Origin of the sequence: Nocardia higoensis NBRC 100133 (assembly GCF_000308595.1) — a bacterium.
Classification (GTDB): domain Bacteria; phylum Actinomycetota; class Actinomycetes; order Mycobacteriales; family Mycobacteriaceae; genus Nocardia; species Nocardia higoensis.
On the sequence record NZ_BAGA01000030.1, the window covers coordinates 22,944 to 40,942 of the forward strand.

General features: G+C 68.3%; 14 protein-coding genes and 1 pseudogene. 7 read left to right on the forward strand and 8 right to left on the reverse strand.

Annotated features, from left to right (window positions below):
• Positions 1 to 73: 73 nt before the first annotated feature.
• The 7 genes from ON26_RS03975 to ON26_RS04005 all read right to left on the reverse strand — a co-directional run bounded on the left by ON26_RS03975 (position 74) and on the right by ON26_RS04005 (position 7,815).
• Positions 74 to 364 carry a WXG100 family type VII secretion target gene (locus ON26_RS03975; protein ID WP_040794590.1) on the reverse strand — a complete coding sequence of 97 codons (291 nt, stop codon included), beginning with the start codon at positions 362 to 364 and terminating at the stop codon, positions 74 to 76.
• Positions 365 to 397: 33 nt separating this feature from the next.
• The gene (locus ON26_RS03980; RefSeq protein WP_040794591.1) at positions 398 to 727 is read right to left on the reverse strand and encodes a WXG100 family type VII secretion target; all 330 of its coding nucleotides are present in this window, start codon (positions 725 to 727) and stop codon (positions 398 to 400) included.
• A gap of 345 nt (positions 728 to 1,072) precedes the next feature.
• On the reverse strand, positions 1,073 to 2,638 hold the full coding sequence (locus ON26_RS03985) for a serine/threonine-protein kinase (protein ID WP_040794592.1): 1,566 nt from the start codon (positions 2,636 to 2,638) through the stop codon (positions 1,073 to 1,075).
• A 137-nt stretch (positions 2,639 to 2,775) separates the two neighbouring features.
• A complete protein-coding gene (locus tag ON26_RS03990) occupies positions 2,776 to 3,993 on the reverse strand; it encodes a DUF7373 family lipoprotein (RefSeq protein ID WP_083883714.1) in 1,218 nt (405 codons plus the stop codon).
• 16 nt (positions 3,994 to 4,009) lie between these two features.
• Positions 4,010 to 5,203, reverse strand: a complete 1,194-nt coding sequence (locus ON26_RS31455; protein WP_169333678.1) for a DUF7373 family lipoprotein — start codon at positions 5,201 to 5,203, stop codon at positions 4,010 to 4,012.
• Positions 5,200 to 6,405, reverse strand: coding sequence for a DUF7373 family lipoprotein (locus ON26_RS04000; protein ID WP_040794594.1), 1,206 nt, complete (start codon positions 6,403 to 6,405; stop codon positions 5,200 to 5,202). Before ON26_RS04000 ends, ON26_RS31455 begins: the two co-directional genes overlap by 4 nt.
• 204 nt (positions 6,406 to 6,609) lie before the next feature.
• Positions 6,610 to 7,815 (reverse strand): DUF7373 family lipoprotein, encoded by a 1,206-nt coding sequence (locus tag ON26_RS04005; protein ID WP_040794595.1) that lies wholly within the window; start codon positions 7,813 to 7,815, stop codon positions 6,610 to 6,612.
• A gap of 163 nt (positions 7,816 to 7,978) precedes the next feature.
• Here ON26_RS04005 and ON26_RS04010 point away from each other — a divergent pair, with 163 nt between their 5' ends.
• Positions 7,979 to 9,310: an FHA domain-containing protein gene (locus tag ON26_RS04010; protein ID WP_040794596.1), complete on the forward strand. Its 1,332-nt coding sequence runs from the start codon at positions 7,979 to 7,981 to the stop codon at positions 9,308 to 9,310.
• A 29-nt stretch (positions 9,311 to 9,339) separates the two neighbouring features.
• Here ON26_RS04010 and ON26_RS04015 read toward each other — a convergent pair whose 3' ends face one another.
• Positions 9,340 to 10,779 (reverse strand): neutral zinc metallopeptidase, encoded by a 1,440-nt coding sequence (locus ON26_RS04015; RefSeq protein WP_040794597.1) that lies wholly within the window; start codon positions 10,777 to 10,779, stop codon positions 9,340 to 9,342.
• Positions 10,780 to 10,890: 111 nt separating this feature from the next.
• Here ON26_RS04015 and ON26_RS04020 point away from each other — a divergent pair, with 111 nt between their 5' ends.
• From ON26_RS04020 to ON26_RS04045, 6 genes and pseudogenes are all read left to right on the forward strand, one after another.
• Positions 10,891 to 13,473, forward strand: a complete 2,583-nt coding sequence (locus tag ON26_RS04020; RefSeq protein ID WP_040794598.1) for an FHA domain-containing protein — start codon at positions 10,891 to 10,893, stop codon at positions 13,471 to 13,473.
• Positions 13,474 to 13,552: 79 nt separating this feature from the next.
• A complete protein-coding gene (locus ON26_RS04025; RefSeq protein WP_245545711.1) occupies positions 13,553 to 14,947 on the forward strand; it encodes a hypothetical protein in 1,395 nt (464 codons plus the stop codon).
• Positions 14,948 to 15,105: 158 nt separating this feature from the next.
• Positions 15,106 to 15,549 (forward strand): 50S ribosomal protein L13, encoded by a 444-nt coding sequence (rplM, locus tag ON26_RS04030; RefSeq protein WP_040794600.1) that lies wholly within the window; start codon positions 15,106 to 15,108, stop codon positions 15,547 to 15,549.
• Positions 15,546 to 16,058, forward strand: coding sequence for a 30S ribosomal protein S9 (gene rpsI, locus ON26_RS04035; RefSeq protein ID WP_040794601.1), 513 nt, complete (start codon positions 15,546 to 15,548; stop codon positions 16,056 to 16,058). The genes rplM and rpsI overlap by 4 nt, the downstream gene beginning before the upstream one ends.
• Positions 16,059 to 16,212: 154 nt before the next feature.
• Positions 16,213 to 17,589 carry a phosphoglucosamine mutase gene (gene glmM / locus ON26_RS04040; RefSeq protein WP_040794602.1) on the forward strand — a complete coding sequence of 459 codons (1,377 nt, stop codon included), beginning with the start codon at positions 16,213 to 16,215 and terminating at the stop codon, positions 17,587 to 17,589.
• 117 nt (positions 17,590 to 17,706) lie between these two features.
• Positions 17,707 to 17,999: pseudogene (locus tag ON26_RS04045) on the forward strand (hypothetical protein); the annotation flags it as partial.

Consider the following 17,999-nt stretch of genomic DNA (forward strand, 5'->3'; position numbering starts at 1 on the left):
CGAATATTTCGACCTTGACAGAGCTTCGGGCCCCCGCGCGCAGAACGGGGGCCCGAAGTGGTTTCGGCGGAACTCAGTTGAAGAGGTTCGCCAGCGCCTTGTCGGTGCTCTGCAGCTCCGAGTTGCCGCTGCTGACCAGCTGACCGGCGCCGGTCAGCGTGGTGTTCAGCTGCTCGACGTGCTGCTGCCACTGGGTCTGGAAGGCGATGAACGCTTCGTTCGCCGCGCCGCCCTGGGTCTCCGCGAACTCCTTGACTTTCTGGTGGAAGGCGTTCAGTTCGTCACGGATGCCCTCTGCGCGCTTGATGATGGTCTGCGCACCGTCGGCGACGCCGTCGAAATTCGCTGAGATATTGCGATCCATAGCGGAACTCCTGTTCGTGAAGTAGAAGGTTGGTCAGAGTGCCGGCAGGTCGAGGCTGGAGACCTGGGTCTGGACCTGGGAGGCGAAATCCGTGTCGTGGTCGGAGACCTGACCGCTCACCTTCATCAGGTTCTGCGCGGTTTCCATCAGCTTGTCGTTCATCTTGTCGGCCTGGAAGTAGTACCGCTCCATGAACGCGTTGAAGGCGTCGCGCGCAGCGCCCTGCCAGTTCGCGCCGTTGGTGACGTTGTCCTCGTCGGTCTTCAGCTGACGGATGGACGCCATCAGAGCGCTGTGCTGATCCAAGAACTCTTTCGCCTTGGCATTGATTGCACCGGTATCTGCAACGAAATTGTTCGCCATCGCGGTTGCTCCTGCTTCTCGTCATGGTCAACATGCCAAGTGTCAGCTGACCGATTCATATAGTTGGACGTGTCCGGTGTCCGATCGGTTCCATCGGATCGGAGAGATTTTCGAACCCCTGATTCTGCGAAGCCCCTGATCCCCGGGTAGGGCCGGCGATGGCCAGTTCTCGGCGGCACTGCTGCTCGACCGGCGGAACGCCGCATTCGGCTGAGGCGCTCGGAGCGCGACATCACCACGCTGTAGGGTCGCCAACGCCACTGCTCCCCTCCTTCCCCCTGCGGCAAGTGGGCTGGCTCGAAATACCCTACCGAATGGGCACCCCACGGCGCCAGCATTGTTCGCCTAGCCGGTGACGACCTTGCTGATCACCGGGACCATTTTCTCCACCAAGGTGGCGGGCGACTGGTCGGTCCACACCTGGAAGGCCTGCACCGTGGCCAGGTCATCGACCACGACTATCTGGGCTCCGCTGTTGAGGATCGAGCCGGGCAGTCCACGCAGTCCGCCGTTTCCGGCCTCCTTGTCGGTGCGCAGGACGATGACGACCTCGGAGTCGACCTCGTTCGCGTAGGAGGCCAGCGAGAGCTGGCGGGGCGATTCCTCCTGCCCGACAGCCTTGTACGTGCTGCTGTAGGTGAAACCGATGTCCTGCAGGAATCGTGCCTGGGAACTCGGGGTCAGGACCGCGGACAACGAAGCGTCACCGAAGTTGAACGCGGTCACCGACTTCCCGGCGAACTGTGGATGCTCGTTGCGAACGGTGGCGAGCAGGTTCCCGCCGCCCTCGGCTGCGCCAGGTCTGGTGAGGAAGTAGGTCCCTGCGGCCACCACGACGGCGACCACCAGTCCGACGATCGCTGGTAGCAGTAGGGCCTGACCCTTGGACCGGGCGGTCGTGCCGTTGCGCAACGTGTCGACCAGGTGCTGATCGGTCTGCTCATAAGGCGAGACCGTCGGTGTGTAGGAGGCGGCGGTCGGGTGGACCGCCGTCGGGATCCGCGGTTCGGAGGGGAACTGTCGCGGCGGAATCTGCGGTGCACCGACCGATGTTCGCGCCGGTGGCCTGCCGTAGAGGGCGGCTTCGGCGTCTTGGACGAATTCCCGGCAGGTGGCGTAGCGGTCGGCGGGGTTCTTGGCCAGTACCTTGGCCATGACAGCGTCCAGTGCGACGGGAAGTCCGTAGCGCACCGCGGACGGTTTGGGCGGCGCTTCGTGCAGATGGCCCATCATGACCACCGCGGGCACGGTCGACGGGTAGGGGTTCTGACCCGTGAGCATCCGGTAGAACGAACAGCCGAGACTGTAGATGTCGGACCGGTGGTCGAGCCGTCCGCCGAGCAGCTGTTCCGGCGAGGCGTAGGCGACCGTCGCCATGAAGTTGCCGGTGGCGGTGAGATCCTGGCCGTCCTCGGCCGACTTGGCGACACCGAAATCGGTGAGCAGGACCCGCTCCTCGTCGTCGGCCTCGGCAGCGGAGAGCAGAAAGTTGGCGGGCTTGATGTCGCGATGCAGCAGTCCGCGGCGATGGGCGTAGTCGAGGCCCTTGCCCACCTCGGAGACGATGCGCAGCGCCCGTTGCGGCGTCATCACCGCGGGGCCTTTGGCCGCCTCCTCGGATGCGTCCGTGCCGTCCACGTACTGCATGGCGATCCAGAGCTGACCGTCTTCTTCGCCGCGGTTGTACACCGCCACGATGTTCGGATGGTCCAGGCCGGCGGCGAGATTGGCCTCGCGCTCGAACCGGGCGCGGAACTCGTCGTCGGTGGACAGATCGGAGCTCAGTACTTTCAGCGCGTCGCGGCGGGGCAGGATCGGGTTCTGCGCGAGATAGACGGTGCCCATGCCGCCGCTACCCAGCACCTGGATCACCCGGTAGCCCCCCACGATCGCTCCGGGCCGCAACGCCATTCGGTCCTCCTCCAGCCGTCGAACGCCCGGGCCACGAGCCTCCACGAGAATCTAGCAAGCCTTCGCCGGGCGTTCGACCTCTGTCGTACCGCCCGCCACCGCCGCCTCGCCCGCGGCCGGACGATGATGACGCCGTCTCATTGCGCGGTCAACAGCGCGTACTGCGCGGAGATCTTCTGGTGCAGCACCTGCAACTGCAGGGCGTAGGCCTGCACGGTGTAACGGTCGACCTGCAGTACGCAGAGGTGCCCGCGGACCCGCTCGGTTCCTTCGATGAGGTACAGGTCGGCATAGCACTCGATGTTGTCACCGAGCCCCGACGGGGATTCGACGATCCGCTGCTCCGGTTTCGGGTCCGCCGAAGGTCGCCACCGCTGCCACAGTGCCGTCGCGTTCTCGGCATCCTTGCTGCGGAAGACCACCGCGTCTCCGAAGGCCACCAAGTCGACTCCATGTTCGCGCAGCATGTCCAGATCGCCGGGCTCGGCCTGCAACAACGACAGAATCGCGCGGCCGGTGTAGAGCCCGTCCGGATCAGCCCGGATCGGGGTGGTCGGATCGGTGGGAAGAGTGCGGCCGAGCAGTCCTTCGGGGTCCAGCGGGATCCGGGGCAATTGATCGGCCGGGGTCGGCTCGAACTCGTCGAGCAGCGGTAGCTGCACATCGAGTATCTTCTCCACCTGCGATGTCAGCGCAGGCAGATCGGGCGGGGAGATCTCGTCATCGACTTTCACGAAGACGACGTAGCGGTCGTGCACCGTCCATGAACCGATCGAGGAGACCGTGGGCCGCCAGTGCGCCTTGGAACCCGGATGCTTTCCGATGGTGACCGGCTCGTTGCCCGGGTTGTAGGTGAAGTCGTCGTGTTCGAGTGCCGGTCCGACCTCTTGCGCCGTCGCCGCATCGGGGAACATCAGCACCGCGATGTTCATCGTGCGCCGCGGGGTTCCCGGATCACCACCGGTGGACCACCCGTTCACCCAGCCGGCCACCAGATCCTCGGCCACCTCGTCGAAGGTGTCGTTGATGATGAGGTGGCCCAGCGCATCCTGATCCAGGACGACATGCGGCTCCAGTAACCAGACGTCCTCGCTGTAGGCCGGGTCGGCTTCGAAAGGCAGGGCCACATAGTCGCCCAGGCGCTGGGACTCCCGGATCCTGGCGTTGCGTTCGTTCGCGGCGTTGCCCACTTGCCGGGGCGTGGTCTGAAAGTTGCCGACGTTCAATGTCGACAGGTCGACCTGCTCGCGAACCGGTGTGCCGTCGATGTCCGAGCCACAGCCGGACATCGTGATCACCAGTGCGGCGGCGGCTGCCAGCGAGAGCGCGGTTCGTGCCGGTGTCATCTTTCGCATGGGCTCTCCTTGCCGGTCAGCTGCCGCCATGGGCGAGCAGTTTGTACTGCGCGGCGGTCTTCTGGTGCAGCTCTTGGGTGTTCGAGCCGTGTACACGGGCAACGATTCGCCCGTAGGCGATGTAGCAGAACGGCGGATACATGAGGTTGTCCGATTCGTCCGCGACCTGGTAGCACTGCGCGTCCGGCATATCCGGCGGGGCCTGGGCCGGCAGATAGCGATCCGCTTCGGTCCGGGCGAGCGCTGCCCGCAAGCGGATCGCGCCATCGGCATCACGGGCGCGGTAGAGGCGTGACCCCGCGGCGGCCACCAGATCGACCCCCGCGTCGGTGAATGCGGCCGAGGCCTGCGCGGGACGGCTCTCCGGATGTAGTGCAGCATGCGCCGGACCGACCCATGATCGGTCGACTCCGTCGGCGGGCCGATCCCTGTCCTCGATGGGGAGCGTACGTCCGAGCAATCCGTCGGTATCGGCGGGGAGCGAATCCAAGTCGGCGACAGCTGTTGGTTGGAAGTCGCGCAGCATCTCCAGTTGCATGCTCAATGCCCGGCGGGTGAAGTCGACCAGCGGCGCCGGATCGGCCGGTTCGCTCACCGGATCGTCGATGTGCACGCCGATCAGCATGATGCCGTCGGCCAGCCAGGTATCGAGGTATCTCTTGCTCGTCGACCATTTCGAGCGCGCGTCGGCGAAGCCTTCGAGAGCCACGGGTTCGCCCGGGAAGTCCGCGGCTTGGCGGTCGGCAATCCGGCCGGCCGCCGTCTGTGCCTGTGCTGCGGTCTCGAAGCGCAAGGTGTAGAGCGTCGCCTCACGACCCAGCAGGGGCTGAGCGCGTCGCTCACCATTGCTCTGCCATCCGGCGACGAATCCCTCCGCGAGCTCGGCGAAATTCGCCTCGTCCGAGATGCTGTAGAGGATCGGCGGCGAATCGGGAGTGTTGCGGCGGTCGGCTCGGTATTGATGCCGTTGAAACGAGTACCGCGGGTCGATGTCGACCACGAGGGGCGTGACGTTCGCGATGCGTATGGCCTCGAGATAACGCCCAGTCCCCGGCACGGCCTCGACAGTCCACGGTACGGTCGGAAAGTTCCCCGAATTCAGTGCTGCAACATTTATCTCCGGTACACCGGTGTTGCCTCCGGAGGTTCCGCAACCGGCGACAGCGGCCAGGGCGGCTAGGGCGAGAGCGAGGCGGCGCAGAGGTCTCATCGCGTACCCTCGCTGTTCGCCAGAATGGCGTACTGGGCCGCCGCTCGTTGATACAGAGCGCCGTCGATGCTTCCGGTCAGCGAGGATCTCGAGATGACCACTCCCACATAGCGATCGAAGACCACGGTGCAGAACAGGTCGAAATTCCTCGTCTCGTCCGCGACATCGAGTTTCAGGCATCGGGCATCGCCGAGCCCCGGCGGTGGCGGTAGCTCCTCGTCTTTGCGCCCGGCCGTCATCAACGCGTTCTGCAACCGGAATGCGCCGGCGAGATCGCGTGCGCGATAGAGTATTCCGCCGCGCCGTGCGACGAGGTCGACACCGGAGTCCTCGAACGCCTTGCGCATCCGTTCGGGATCGCGTTCGAAATGCAATGCGGCGGCCGGTGGGTACACCCCGATATCCGATTCCCCGTAGAACGGGTCGCTGTAGTCGGAGGACTTCGGCAGCGTTCGGCGCATGATGCTGTCGGGATCGAGCGGCAAATCCAGAACGTCGTCCAGCGGGGTCGGCGTCGTTTCGTCGAGACGTGCGGTCTGGGCCTCGAGCGTGCTGCCGACGATCGAGGTCAGCGCACCGGCATCGGGCTCGGGCACCCCGGTGTTGACCATGATGACGTACGGCCCGTGTGCCAGGAATCCCACAGCGGTGATGTCGTCGGCGGAGGAAACCCGGGCCTGCGGGTATGCCGACACGGCAAGCGGGTGACGGCCGGGCTCGGCGTTGGTGATCCGGTCGAACTGCTCGCTAGCCTGCCTGCTCGCGTCTGCGGTGGGAAAGCGCAGGATCGAGATGATCAATTTCTTCCGCTTGCGAAGGTCGCCGTTGATGCGCGACAGATAGACGCCGAGCAGCATGTTGTTGTCCACCGCGGCGGCTTCGTACTGCGGAGGAAAAGTCTTCTCGCCGACGATATCCGGGCCCGAGAACAACGCGAACGGACCGGCGACCGAGATATCGCTGTCGATCTCGGACGGGCTGACGAGGTATTCGAGCAGTCGTCGGGATTCGACCAGGCGCAATTCGCCGATCGTCGAGATGTCGAAGTCGTGGGCGGTCGGCTGTGGTGAATACGCGCCGGTGTTCAACGTGGCGATGTCGACCGGCGATTGCCCCGGCTGGGGATTGCCCGGAATCTCCGCGCCGCATCCCGCCAGAACACTCACCGTCGCCACAGCGAGCACGGTTCTTCCGAGCCTCATGCCGTCCCCTCCTCGGTACTGCCGGATGGCTCCCCTCGACGGCGAACCGCTCGGTCCCCCCGAGACCCCGGACACGGCGATCGAGGCGAGCGCGAGCAGCGCCGACCGCAGTGTTCGTGAGAAGCCGTCGCTCGCCACCGGTTCATCCCCCCAGTTTCGCCGTGATCCGCCCGCCGCGGATCTTACCGACCGCGGCCGACGCTTTTACAGGCTGTTCGCCAGCAAGGCGTACTGCGCGGCGATCTTCTGGCGAACATCGGGTTCCTTGTCGCTGACGACGATGCCGACGTAGCGCTTGTACGGCACGTAGCAGCGGTACTTGTACTCGCGCTCCGGATCGCCGCGGTCGTTGAGCTGCAGGCACTTCGCGCCGGGGACGTCCTTGGGCGCCTCGATCGGGTCGTACTGCTCGCCCGCCGCGTCGATCAGTCCGTCGATGAGGGCGCGTCCGGCGTCCTCGTCGCGAACGCGGAAGAGCGAGTCGGCGTCGACCACGGCGATGCGGTCCGCGCCGGTCCGCTCGATCAGCTGCCGCGCCACGGATTGGTCGTCGGAGTTGTGCACGGCGTCGTCGGCGGCCACGATCGTGAAATTCGACGCGTCGGGCACCCGGCCGTCGCGATCCTCCACCACGACGCGGGCCAGCAGGTCGTCCGGATCGACCTGCAAGGAGTCGAACCGGTCGACCGGGGTGATCTGGAATGCGTCCAGTGCGGGCAATTGCGCGTCGAGCGTCTTGTCGATCCACTTCACCAGATCGGCGCTGTCGGCGGTCGGGCGCTGGATGAACAGCGAGATGACGAACTCGCGATGGGCGATGAAGGCGCCGACATTCGCGATGCCGGGCCGCCAATGGATATAGGCGTCGGGGTATTTCGTGGAGCCGAGGCGCTGGTTCTCCGGGGAGACCCCGATGTCGGCGTCCTCGAGTTCGCGGGCCGCCAGCTTGGCGACCGCCTCGTCCGGAAAGCGCAGCACCACATTGGTGATCGCGGTGGTGTCGGGCGCCGGCCTGGTCTGACCCGGCGGGTCGGCCTCGTCCGCGCCCGCCGCGGCGAATCCGGTGACGAACTTGCGGGTGTCGAGCACCGGCTTGGACACCTGCGCCAGGAAACTCAGCGCCTCGTTGCTGTCGGCGAGGACCTTGGAGCCGCGTCCGTACTTCAGCGAGGGGTCGATCTGTACGGTCGGCACGACGGCCTCGGACATGCGCATGCCCTCCAGCAATGCGCCCCGGCCACCGGATTCCTGGTCGTAGCGGTACTTCGTGACCTGGTAGGGCCCGACCTCGAGAGTGCGGACGTCCGGCTCGGCGGGTAGCGCGGTGCCGCCGAGCGCGCCGCATCCGGCGAGAGCCGCCACCGCTGCCAACGCGACCGCCACCGTCGTGACGCCTGAAGTACGTGCCATGACGTGCCCCTCGTTCCTCCCGTTCCTGTCGAAGAAGTTACCCGAATCGGGCCGTGCGCAGCCATGGATGATCACCGGGATCGCGACGCCGGTTCCTGGCGTGCAATACCCTGGACGACATGGCGACGACCCGTGATCACCCGGCAGGCGGAGACCGATAGCGGTGCAGGATCGTCAGGTCGAGATCGTCGCCGGTGATCATGCGGTTGCCCGCGTCTGCGGTGCGCTGCTGGTGGTGGCCCACCGGGGGCAGGGACCGGTCACGCCCGAGTCGCCCGCGGCGGTGGCGCTACACGCGCTCGGCGAGCTGGTGCGTGACGCCAACCGGTACCAGCCGTCCGGTCCGGGGCCGCTGGTCGCGCGGGAAGCCACCCGCTGGTTGATGAAGCACGCCGAGCGGATCAGCCCGGGTGTGCCCATCGATTTCGGCATCGTCTCGTCCGCCGAGGAGAGCGGTCTCGCGATCTTCCTGCACGGCGGCGTCACCGCTGTGCTGGCCGGCGCCGGTGGCGTCGAGCAGTTGCGCGGCAGCGACGCGGCGTTCACCGTCGACCGGGTCGTCGCGGTGCCCGCCCGCGCGGTGGCACTGTACGTCGACGAGGTGGGCGTCCGGTTGCCCGAGTTGCCCGCCGCGCCGGGGATCGGCCGGCTGGTCGACGGTGTGGCGCAGGCGGGCGGCGCGATCCTGTGGACCGGCGGCGGCTCGTCGGCGTCCGTCGCCGGGCCGCGCGAGCAGATCGCCGACGCGCCACCGGTGCCGACCGCGCGCATCGCGCAGGAGCCGCGCGCCCACGCCCTCACCGAACGCGACATCCCGCCTGCCCGCGAAGCCGCGGCCGCCGCCCCCGGCGACCCGGACGACCCCACCAGGACCTCCGCACCGACGTCGATGATGGACTCCGTCGACGACCGGCCCTCGGCCACGCCGAAGCCGACCACCGGGACCAATCCCGCACCGCGGCCCGATCCCGAACTCCAGCGCAGGCTGGAAGCCACCGCGAGGGCGACCGCGCTGACGGTCAAGGTGCTCGGATTCAAATGCGCGCGAGCCCATCCCAGCGACCCGCGCTCGGCGTTCTGCACGGTGTGCGGCATGCCGGTCGACCAGACGCAGGCGCTCATCGAGGTGGTCCGCCCGCCGCTGGGCATGCTGGTCCTCGACGACGGCATGACCTACATGCTGGCCGCCGATGCCGTGCTCGGCCGTGATCCGGAGCATTCGGATGCCGCCCGGCAGGGACTGGTGCCGTTGAAGGTCGACGACGCCTCCGGCGGAATGTCGCGCGCGCACGCGGAGATCCGCTTGCTGAACTGGGATGTCACGGTGGTCGATCGCGGCTCGACCAACGGCACCAGGATCCGGCTGCCCGGCTACCGTGACTGGATCCGGCTCAATCCGTATCAGCCGATGACGCTGATCCCCGGCTCCGAAATCATGCTCGGCAACCGGATGCTGCGCCTGGAACCGGTCGCCCCGCCACCGTTCGGCGGCTGAAGTCCGGCGGTCGCGGATCCGGCAGCGGGTCAGGAGTACCGCGACATGCAGGTGTTCTCGCCGTAGAGCACGCCCGCGCGGAAGGCGTCGACCCGGGCGAATCCACTGGGCACCGTCTTGCCCTGCACGTCGCTGGCGGCCAGGCCGTCGGTGAGCAGGCCGGAGACCGCCTCGTCCAGGTCGCCCGCCGCCAGCGAGATATTGCCCTCGGAGCGTTGCCGATTCGGGTCGGCGAGCTCGCCGGTCACCACGCCCGCCAGGCAGGCCGCGCGCAGGCCGGTCTTGGCGCCGCTGAGCGACTGCCCGTGATTGCGCTGCACGGCGAGGGCGTAGCGGGCGATGAAGACGACATAGCCGTTGTAATCGCCGGAGACCTTCATCGGCAGCGGGTCGTCGGGGTCGCTGTCGTCGGTGCCGCGTTCGGCCAGTAGCGGGATGTCGGTGGCGATGGTGTTATCGGCCGGGCAGTAGGACACCGGCGCGGTGGTGACGCCGTCGGCGCACTCGACGGTGGCGCCGGAGTAGTCGTAGGTGGGCGGGTCGTCCAGTGGCAGGATGGCCGCGAGCGCTTTGCTCAGCTCGATGAGGCTGTCCTTGTCGATCGGGTACTCGCCGTCCTGACCGCCGAGCGTCTGCGGCAGATTGCCGCGCCGCTGGTTGATCTCGTCGATGTCGATGCTCTTGCAGGCCACCGGTCCGTCGGTGAAGCCGATCTGCACCGCCGTCACCCGTTCGAAGGCCGAGCCGTGCACGCTGGCGGGGTCGTCGGGATCGGTGTCGCGGATGGCGACAGTCGCGGCCAGCACCGAGTTCAGCCCGTCGGAGGTGTTGATGGTGAAGTGCGCCGACTTCCCTTCGGCGACATGGCGGATGAACGCCCCGGCGAAGCAGTCCGCCTGCTGCTCCTTCACGAGCACCGGATCCTTGCTGCCCACGATCCCGGACTGGTCCTGGATGGAGTGGCCGTACTCGTGGGCGAGCACCATGACCACGGCCATCTGACCGAAGGTGTCGGCCATGGTGGGCAGCAGTACCGCGCGGTCCCAGCCGATCGACTTGTCCAGCCGGCAGTAGGCCGCGTTCACCAGACGGTAGGTCGATTCCTTGCAGAACTCCGGGCCCTGCGAGCGACGGTCCTTGGCGCTCCACGAGATCAGCCGGTCGACCGGTTGGAATTCTCCCCCGAACGCCTTGCCGTACTCCACCCGCCAGTAGCTCTGGATGTCCTCGACGGCGTTGAGCGCCAGGGTGTCGATCTCCCCGCCGTCGCCGTTGGCCGCGGTGAGGGCGGCATCGGCGACGCCCTCACGCGGTCCGCTGGGGCCGCTGGTGGTGGGCAGACCGGCGACCTTGAAAGGGTCGTCGTAGACCGAGACCGCCCGCCCGTCGACGAAGCGGGTGCAGCCGGCGAGCAGGGCGACCGCGCACAGGACGACGGCGAGAACGCTCGTCGCTCGGAGTGTGGCCAAGGCTCCCCCTCGTCGGCCTGTTCAGCGGTTCGGATCGTGGGCCGGATCAGGGGGTAGAGACGAGCTTCCGGGGCACTCCCGATGTCCGGTCGATGGCATAGTATCCGCTGCATGTCTTTACCGGGGGCGCAGACCATCACCGTGCGCCATGATGGAACGGAACGGACCTTCGATTCGAACCAGCCGATCACCCTGGGGCGTGCCCCGGAAGTGACGCTGTTCGTCGACAGTCCGTTGGTGTCGCGGGTGCACGCGACATTGACCTGGCAGGGGAGCGGCTGGGTCCTTACCGACAACGGAAGCACGAACGGCGTTTTCGTGGACGCGCGCCGCCTGAGTCAGCCGGTCACCATCGACCGTCCGACGCAGGTACGGCTGGGCGACGCGATCAGTGGGCCGTTGCTGCACCTGCTTCCCAGCGCACCGCCACGGCCGCAGCCGCCGTCGGGGCCGCTGCCACACCAGGGCAGGTCGGCGCCACCGCCGCAACGGCCGAGTTATCAACGCCCGCCCGCTCCGCCGTTCCAGCAGCACCAGCCCGGCCCCGGCTCGGGGCAGCAGCCCGTCGCCGGACAGTATTCCGGCGCGCGTCCGCAGGTGCCTGCCCAGCACGCGCCGCACGTTCCGCAGCAGGCGCAGCAACAGCCGCCGCCATCGGCGCAACAGCCCAATGTCAACATGACCACCAAGGCCGACACCTCGGCCCTGCCCCCGCTGCGGGCGCGCAACTCCACCGCGGCGATCGCGCGGGCCGATCGGCTTCCGCCCGGCGGCCTGGCGATCGGCCGGACCACCGACAACCAGATCGTCGTCAACGATCCGCTGGCCTCGCGCAAGCACGCGCGTCTGGTGGCCGGCCCCGAGGGCCTCACCATCGAGGATCTCGGCTCGGCCAACGGCACCTTCGTCAACGGCACCCGCCAGCAGCGCTCGGTGCTGCGCGAGGGCGACGTCATCACCATCGGCAATATCGACTTCGCCGTCCAGCAGGGCACCCTGGTGCTGCGCCAGAAGCCGGTCACCGAACAGGGCCTGCACGTGCACGGCGTCGGGTTCACCGTCGAGAACAACAAGCAGCTGCTCGTCGACGTGAACATGCAGGCGGGCCGCGGCACACTGACCGCGCTGATCGGCCCGTCCGGCGCGGGCAAATCGACGCTGTCGAAACTGATCGCGGGCAACACCCAGCCCTCCGGCGGTGTGGTCACCTTCGAGGGCCGCAATCTGCACGCCGAGTACGAGGCGCTGCGCTCGCGTATCGGCATGGTGCCCCAGGACGACGTGCTGCACCGGCAGCTGACCGTGCGCCAGGCGCTCGGCTACGCGGCCGAGCTGCGGCTGCCGCCGGACACCACCAAGGCCGATCGCAAGCAGGTCATCGACGGTGTGCTGCAGGAGCTCTCGCTCACCGAGCACGCCGACACCCGGGTCGACCGGCTCTCCGGCGGTCAGCGCAAGCGGGCTTCCGTGGCGCTGGAGCTGCTGACCGGCCCGTCGCTGCTGATCCTGGACGAGCCGACCTCCGGCCTCGACCCCGCGCTGGATCGCCAGGTCATGGTCATGCTGCGCGAGCTCGCCGACGCGGGGCGCGTGGTCATCGTGGTCACCCACTCGGTCGCCTGCCTGGACATGTGCGACCAGGTGCTGCTGCTCGCGCCCGGCGGCAAGACCGCCTTCTGCGGTCACCCGGCCGGCGTCGGCGCGGCCATGGGCACCAGCGACTGGGCCGAGATCTTCGCCGAGGTCGCCGCCAACCCCGACCAGGCGTTCGCCGCCTATCGTTCGCGGCAGGCCTTCGCACCGCCACCGCCTCCGCCGTCGAACTACGGATCCACGGGCTCACCGCCGCAGACCAGTTCGATCAAGCAGTTCTCGACCCTCGTGCGCAGGCAGTTGCGGCTCATCGCCTCGGATCGGGTGTACTCGCTGACGCTGCTGCTGTTGCCGATCGTGGTCGGCGCGGTGACCCTGACCGCGCCGGGCAAGAACGGCTTCCAGCCGCCGCCGCTGGTACAGACCTCGGAGGGTATCGGTCCCGCGATCAGCTCCGAAGCCCAGACGCTGCTGTCGTTCCTGGTGATCGGCGCCTGCTTCATGGGCATCTCGCTGAGCGTGCGCGACCTGGTCGGCGAGCGGACGATCTTCCTGCGCGAGCGCGCCGTCGGACTGTCGCCCTCGTCGTACCTGATGGCCAAGATTCTGGTGTTCAGCCTGGCCGCGGTCTATCAGGTCGCGGTGATGCTCGCGATCGTGCTGGTCGGCAAGGCGGGGCCGCGCGAGGGCGTGGTCATCCCTCCGGGCGCGGTCGAATTGTTCCTCGATATCACCCTGCTCGCGATATCCAGCGTGGTGCTGGGTCTGCTGATCTCGTCGTTGGTGAAATCCAACGAGCAGATGATGGCGGTGCTCATCCTGGCGATCATCGTGCAGCTCGTGATGATGGGCAGCTTCATCCCGGTGGCGGGACGGCCCGGCCTCGAACAACTCTCGTGGCTGTTCCCGGCGCGCTGGGGCTTCGCGTCCGGTGCTTCGACGGTCGAGCTGACCACCCTGTTCGTGAAGGCCGAACCCGACACGCTGTGGCAGCACACCGTGCAGTGGTGGGCGATCGATATCGCGGCGATGGTCGTCATCACCCTGGTGCTCGCGGTGATCGTCCGGCGCAACCTGCGGCTGAAGAGGTCGGCCGGATGAGCGCCGCGCCGAACCGCGGCGGTGTGCTGTGGGCGGCCATCCCGCGCGCGCCGCGCACGCACCAGGCACACTTGAGCCTGTGACAGTGCGAGTAGGGGCAGTACATCTCGGCTGGGATGTGGTGTCCGTGGCGGCGGGCGGGGGCGGCACCCCGATCCGTCCGGTGAAGGTGGAGGGCACCTATACGCCGCCCGCGTATCTGCTGGCCGACGCGTCGGGCAGATTGCACACCGCCGGAGCCGAACGGAGCAGGCCCGATCTGGGAATGGCCATCTCCGATGTGCGCGACATCCTCGGCTATCCACAGATCGTCGTCGCGGGGGCGACCTGGCCCGCGGAACTGGTCTTCCACGCCAGGATGTACAACCCGCTGGCGGCCATCGGCGCCTTCCTGCGCGGCAAGCCCGAAGTGATCGCGCTGCCGTTCCCGGACGGCTGGCCCGACGAGAAGGTCGAGCTCTACGCCGATCTCGTGGAGAAGCTCGACGTCGTGGTGGAGCCGCTGCCGGAGAGCGTCGCACTGTCGGGGTACGTACGGGCGCTGGGACTCGTGCGTCCGCCGGACGGGCGCGATCCGCGCGGTATCGGCGCGGCCGGGGTGTACTGCGACGGCCGCACCATGCTGGTGGTCGCGGTACACGGCGACGACGAGCAGCCCACCGAATCGATCGAGGTGCCCGTCACCACCGAGGCCATGCGCGACGCCCGCTCGGCCGACAACGTGGTGATCGAGGCGATGGCCGCTGCCCGCTCGATCGGGGCGGATACCTCGACGGTGCTGCTCAGCGGCAACGCCTGCTTCAACGAGGCGCTGCGGCTGGCCTTCCAGAACCATCTCGGACACCGGCTGCACGTCGCCGCGCATCCGATGCACGCGCTGGTGCTCGGCGCCACCCATCTGCTGGTGACCGAGAGCGAGGACGACGAATCGCGCGGCGTCGCACCCGCCCCGCAGTATCCGGCCGAGCCGGTGCGGCCCGCTCCTGCCGACCCGCGGCAGCCGCCCGCGCCCGGGCATCCGCCACAGGCGTCCGGCTCGCCGGTCGTCACCCACGGTCCGGGATATCCCGCGGCGCCCGCGCCGAGCGAGGCGCCGACCACCCGGGTCACGCGCGCGGAGCCCGCGCGGGCCGCGGGTGGCGGTCAGGACCGGGGCAGGCTCTTTCCGGCGCTCAAGGACAGCCTGTTCGGGGTGCCCGCCGTGCTCGGCGCGATGGCGCTGGCGGTGGTGGCCGCCCCCGGTGAGCCGGCGCCTGCGCCGGGAGCGGGACAGACGATCCAGAGCGTCGGCCAGGCGCAGCACTCCTGCGTCGACGCCCCGCGGACCGAGCGGGACCGGTCGCGGCAGGGCATCGCCACGGTGCGCGATACCGATACCGATCAGGGATGCAACCGGCCGAATATGGACACGCTGCGCTACGTGGTGCCCGGCCCGCCCGGCGCGACCGATCCCGGGCCGCCGGTCCGTATCTAGCGGGACGCTGTCGCGGGCGATTCTTTCCCGGCGATACCCGCCTGGTATCGTGGCTCGCTGGCGTGTGGGCCTTATCGGGGCCCGGGTCTCAACCGGCCGCCGGGATCACCTCGACCGCACGCTGGGCCGGCAACACCGACGACAGACAGGGATGCACTGTGCCTACGTACAGCCCCAAGGCGGGTGACGTCACCCGGCAGTGGTACGTCATCGACGCCACTGACGTAGTGCTCGGCCGTCTCGCCGTGCAGGCAGCCACGCTGCTTCGCGGCAAGAACAAGCCGACCTACGCCCCGCACGTCGATGGTGGCGATTTCGTCATCATCATCAACGCCGAGAAGGTTGCCATCAGCGGCAACAAGCGGCAGGACAAGCTGATCCACCACCACTCCGGGCATCCGGGCGGCCTCAAGTCGCGCACTGTCGGCCAGGTGTTGGAGACCCGTCCCGAGCGTCTCGTGGAGAAGGCCGTCAAGGGCATGATCCCGAAGAACAAGCTGGGTAACGCCATCGCGGGCAAGCTCAAGGTCTACGCAGGCCCGAACCATCCGCATGCGGCTCAGCAGCCCGTTCCGTTCGAGATCAAGCAGGTGGCCCAGTGACCGCTCCCGAGGAATTCAACGAGGACTTCGTGGCCGAGGACGCGGCCGTCGAGGTCGTGGACGAGGACTACGGCTACGAGGCCGAGGGCGACGGCGAGATCTACGCCGCGCCGGTCGTCATCGACCGCCCCGTGCAGACCGTCGGCCGCCGCAAGGAAGCCGTCGTGCGCGTCCGCCTGGTGCCCGGCTCCGGCAACTTCGTGCTCAACGGCCGCACCATCGAGGACTACTTCCCGAACAAGGTGCACCAGCAGCTGGTCAAGTCGCCGCTGGTGACCGTCGAGCGGACCGAGTCCTTCGACATCCACGCCCGTCTCGTCGGCGGTGGCCCCTCGGGCCAGGCAGGCGCCCTGCGTCTGGCCATCGCGCGTGCCCTCATCGAGGTCACCCCGGAGGACCGCCCCGCCCTCAAGCGCGCCGGCTTCCTGACGCGTGACCCGCGCGCCACCGAGCGCAAGAAGTACGGCCTGAAGAAGGCCCGTAAGGCGCCTCAGTACTCGAAGCGCTGATTCCCAGGTCCGTGGCCCCGGTGTCCGGCACCCCCGCGGTGCCGGATGCCTTCACGGCCGACGGCCTACAGCAGTCCGAGAGCAGGCTTCCAGCATCGCTGGTCGCCTGCTCTCGTTCTGTATCGACGCATCTTCATCGCGATAGGGGCTAGGTATGGGACGGTTGTTCGGCACCGATGGCGTGCGCGGGCTCGCCAACGAATCGCTGAGTCCGGAACTGGCGCTGCGCGTCGCGGGCGCGGCCGCGCAGGTGCTCGGTCGCGGCCGGGCACGCGCACTGGCGCTGGTCGGCCGGGACCCGCGGGCATCCGGGGAGATGCTGGAGGCCGCCGTCACCGCCGGGCTCACCGCGGCCGGTATGAACGTGCTGTCGGTGGGCGTGCTGCCGACTCCCGCCGTCGCCTACCTCACCGGCCTGTACGACGCGTGTCTGGGCGTGATGATCTCCGCCTCACACAATCCGATGCCCGACAACGGCATCAAGATCTTCGCCGCGGGCGGGCACAAGCTCGACGACGCCGCCGAGGACCGCATCGAGGCGCTCGTCGCCGCAGACGAGCCGTTTCGCCCGACCGGCGCCGGGATCGGCCGGGTGCTCAATGCCTCCGGCGCCCGCGATCACGGTGTGATCATTCCTGACCAGTACAGCGTCGAGGGCACCCACGAGCGCTACGTGGAGCACTTGGTGGAAGCGACCGGACAGGATCTGAGCGGGCTGACCGTGGTGGTGGACTGCGCCAACGGCGCGGCCGCCGAGGTCGGACCGGCGGCTTACCGGGAGGCGGGCGCCACCGTCATCGCCATCAACGCCGAACCCGACGGCCTCAACATCAACGAGGGCTGCGGTTCCACCCATCTGGACCAGGTACGCGCCGCTGTCGTCGAGCACGGCGCCGACCTCGGACTGGCGCACGACGGTGACGCCGATCGCTGCCTGGCCATCGCCGCGGACGGTTCCGTGGTGGACGGCGACGCCATCCTGGCGGTGCTGGCCATCGCCATGAAGGAAGCCGGACAGCTGGCGCAGAACACCTTGGTCGCGACCGTCATGAGCAATCTGGGCCTGCACATCGCCATGCGCGAGGCCGGAATCACCCTGCGCACCACCGCCGTCGGCGACCGTTATGTGCTCGAGGATCTGCGCGCGGGCGGATACACGCTCGGTGGCGAGCAGTCCGGGCATGTCGTCCTGCCGCAGTTCGGCACCACCGGCGACGGTGTGCTGACCGGCCTGAAACTGATGGCGCGCATGGCGCAGACCGGTCGTTCGCTGGCGGATCTGGCAGGCGTGCTGACCACGGTGCCGCAGGTGCTGCTGAACGTTCCGGTGAGCGACAAGGCGGCCGTCGCCACGGCGCGGGAAGTACGCGAGGCGGTGCTCGAGGCCGAACGCGACCTGGGGGATTCGGGGCGAGTTCTGTTGCGGCCCAGCGGTACCGAGCAGTTGGTCCGGGTGATGGTGGAGGCCACCGATCAGGTGAAGGCCGAGCAGTTGGCCGGCGAGCTCGCCAAGCTGGTCGCCTCGATCTGATCCGGCCGGTGAGGCCCCCGGTGTGAGTTGTCCACAGCCACCGGGTTGTCCACAGGTCCGGCGTTCGCCCTGGTCGGCGGAGCCGCTGCGGATCCGTTGCGGTGCATGCTTCGACGCATGAGACCGGGATTGGCGCAGGTGCGCGACACACAGTTCGGCGTGTTCACCGGCTGGCAGGTGCTGTGCGAGTACAGCCGGGCCGAGATGCGCGAGCACATCGACCGCGGACTATGGGTGCGGGTCTTGCGCGGTGTCTTCCGCGAGGCGCCGACCCCGCCGACGGCTCGCCTGCGGGTGGAGGCGGCACGACTGTGCCTCGGGGTCCCCGGACTCGTGGCCGCGTACGGCACCGCCGCGCGATTGCACGGTCTGCCCGTCTTCGACGATCCGGTGACCCATGTGCTCGGGGG

Coding starts and splice junctions, on each gene's coding strand:
- ON26_RS03980 (WP_040794591.1), bottom strand. CDS start 727: ATGGCGAACAATTTCGTTGCAGATACCGGTGCAATCAATGCCAAGGCG.
- ON26_RS03985 (WP_040794592.1), bottom strand. CDS start 2,638: ATGGCGTTGCGGCCCGGAGCGATCGTGGGGGGCTACCGGGTGATCCAG.
- ON26_RS03990 (WP_083883714.1), bottom strand. CDS start 3,993: ATGCGAAAGATGACACCGGCACGAACCGCGCTCTCGCTGGCAGCCGCC.
- glmM (WP_040794602.1), top strand. CDS start 16,213: ATGGGACGGTTGTTCGGCACCGATGGCGTGCGCGGGCTCGCCAACGAA.
- ON26_RS03975 (WP_040794590.1), bottom strand. CDS start 364: ATGGATCGCAATATCTCAGCGAATTTCGACGGCGTCGCCGACGGTGCG.
- ON26_RS04020 (WP_040794598.1), top strand. CDS start 10,891: ATGTCTTTACCGGGGGCGCAGACCATCACCGTGCGCCATGATGGAACG.
- ON26_RS04005 (WP_040794595.1), bottom strand. CDS start 7,815: ATGGCACGTACTTCAGGCGTCACGACGGTGGCGGTCGCGTTGGCAGCG.
- ON26_RS04000 (WP_040794594.1), bottom strand. CDS start 6,405: ATGAGGCTCGGAAGAACCGTGCTCGCTGTGGCGACGGTGAGTGTTCTG.
- ON26_RS31455 (WP_169333678.1), bottom strand. CDS start 5,203: ATGAGACCTCTGCGCCGCCTCGCTCTCGCCCTAGCCGCCCTGGCCGCT.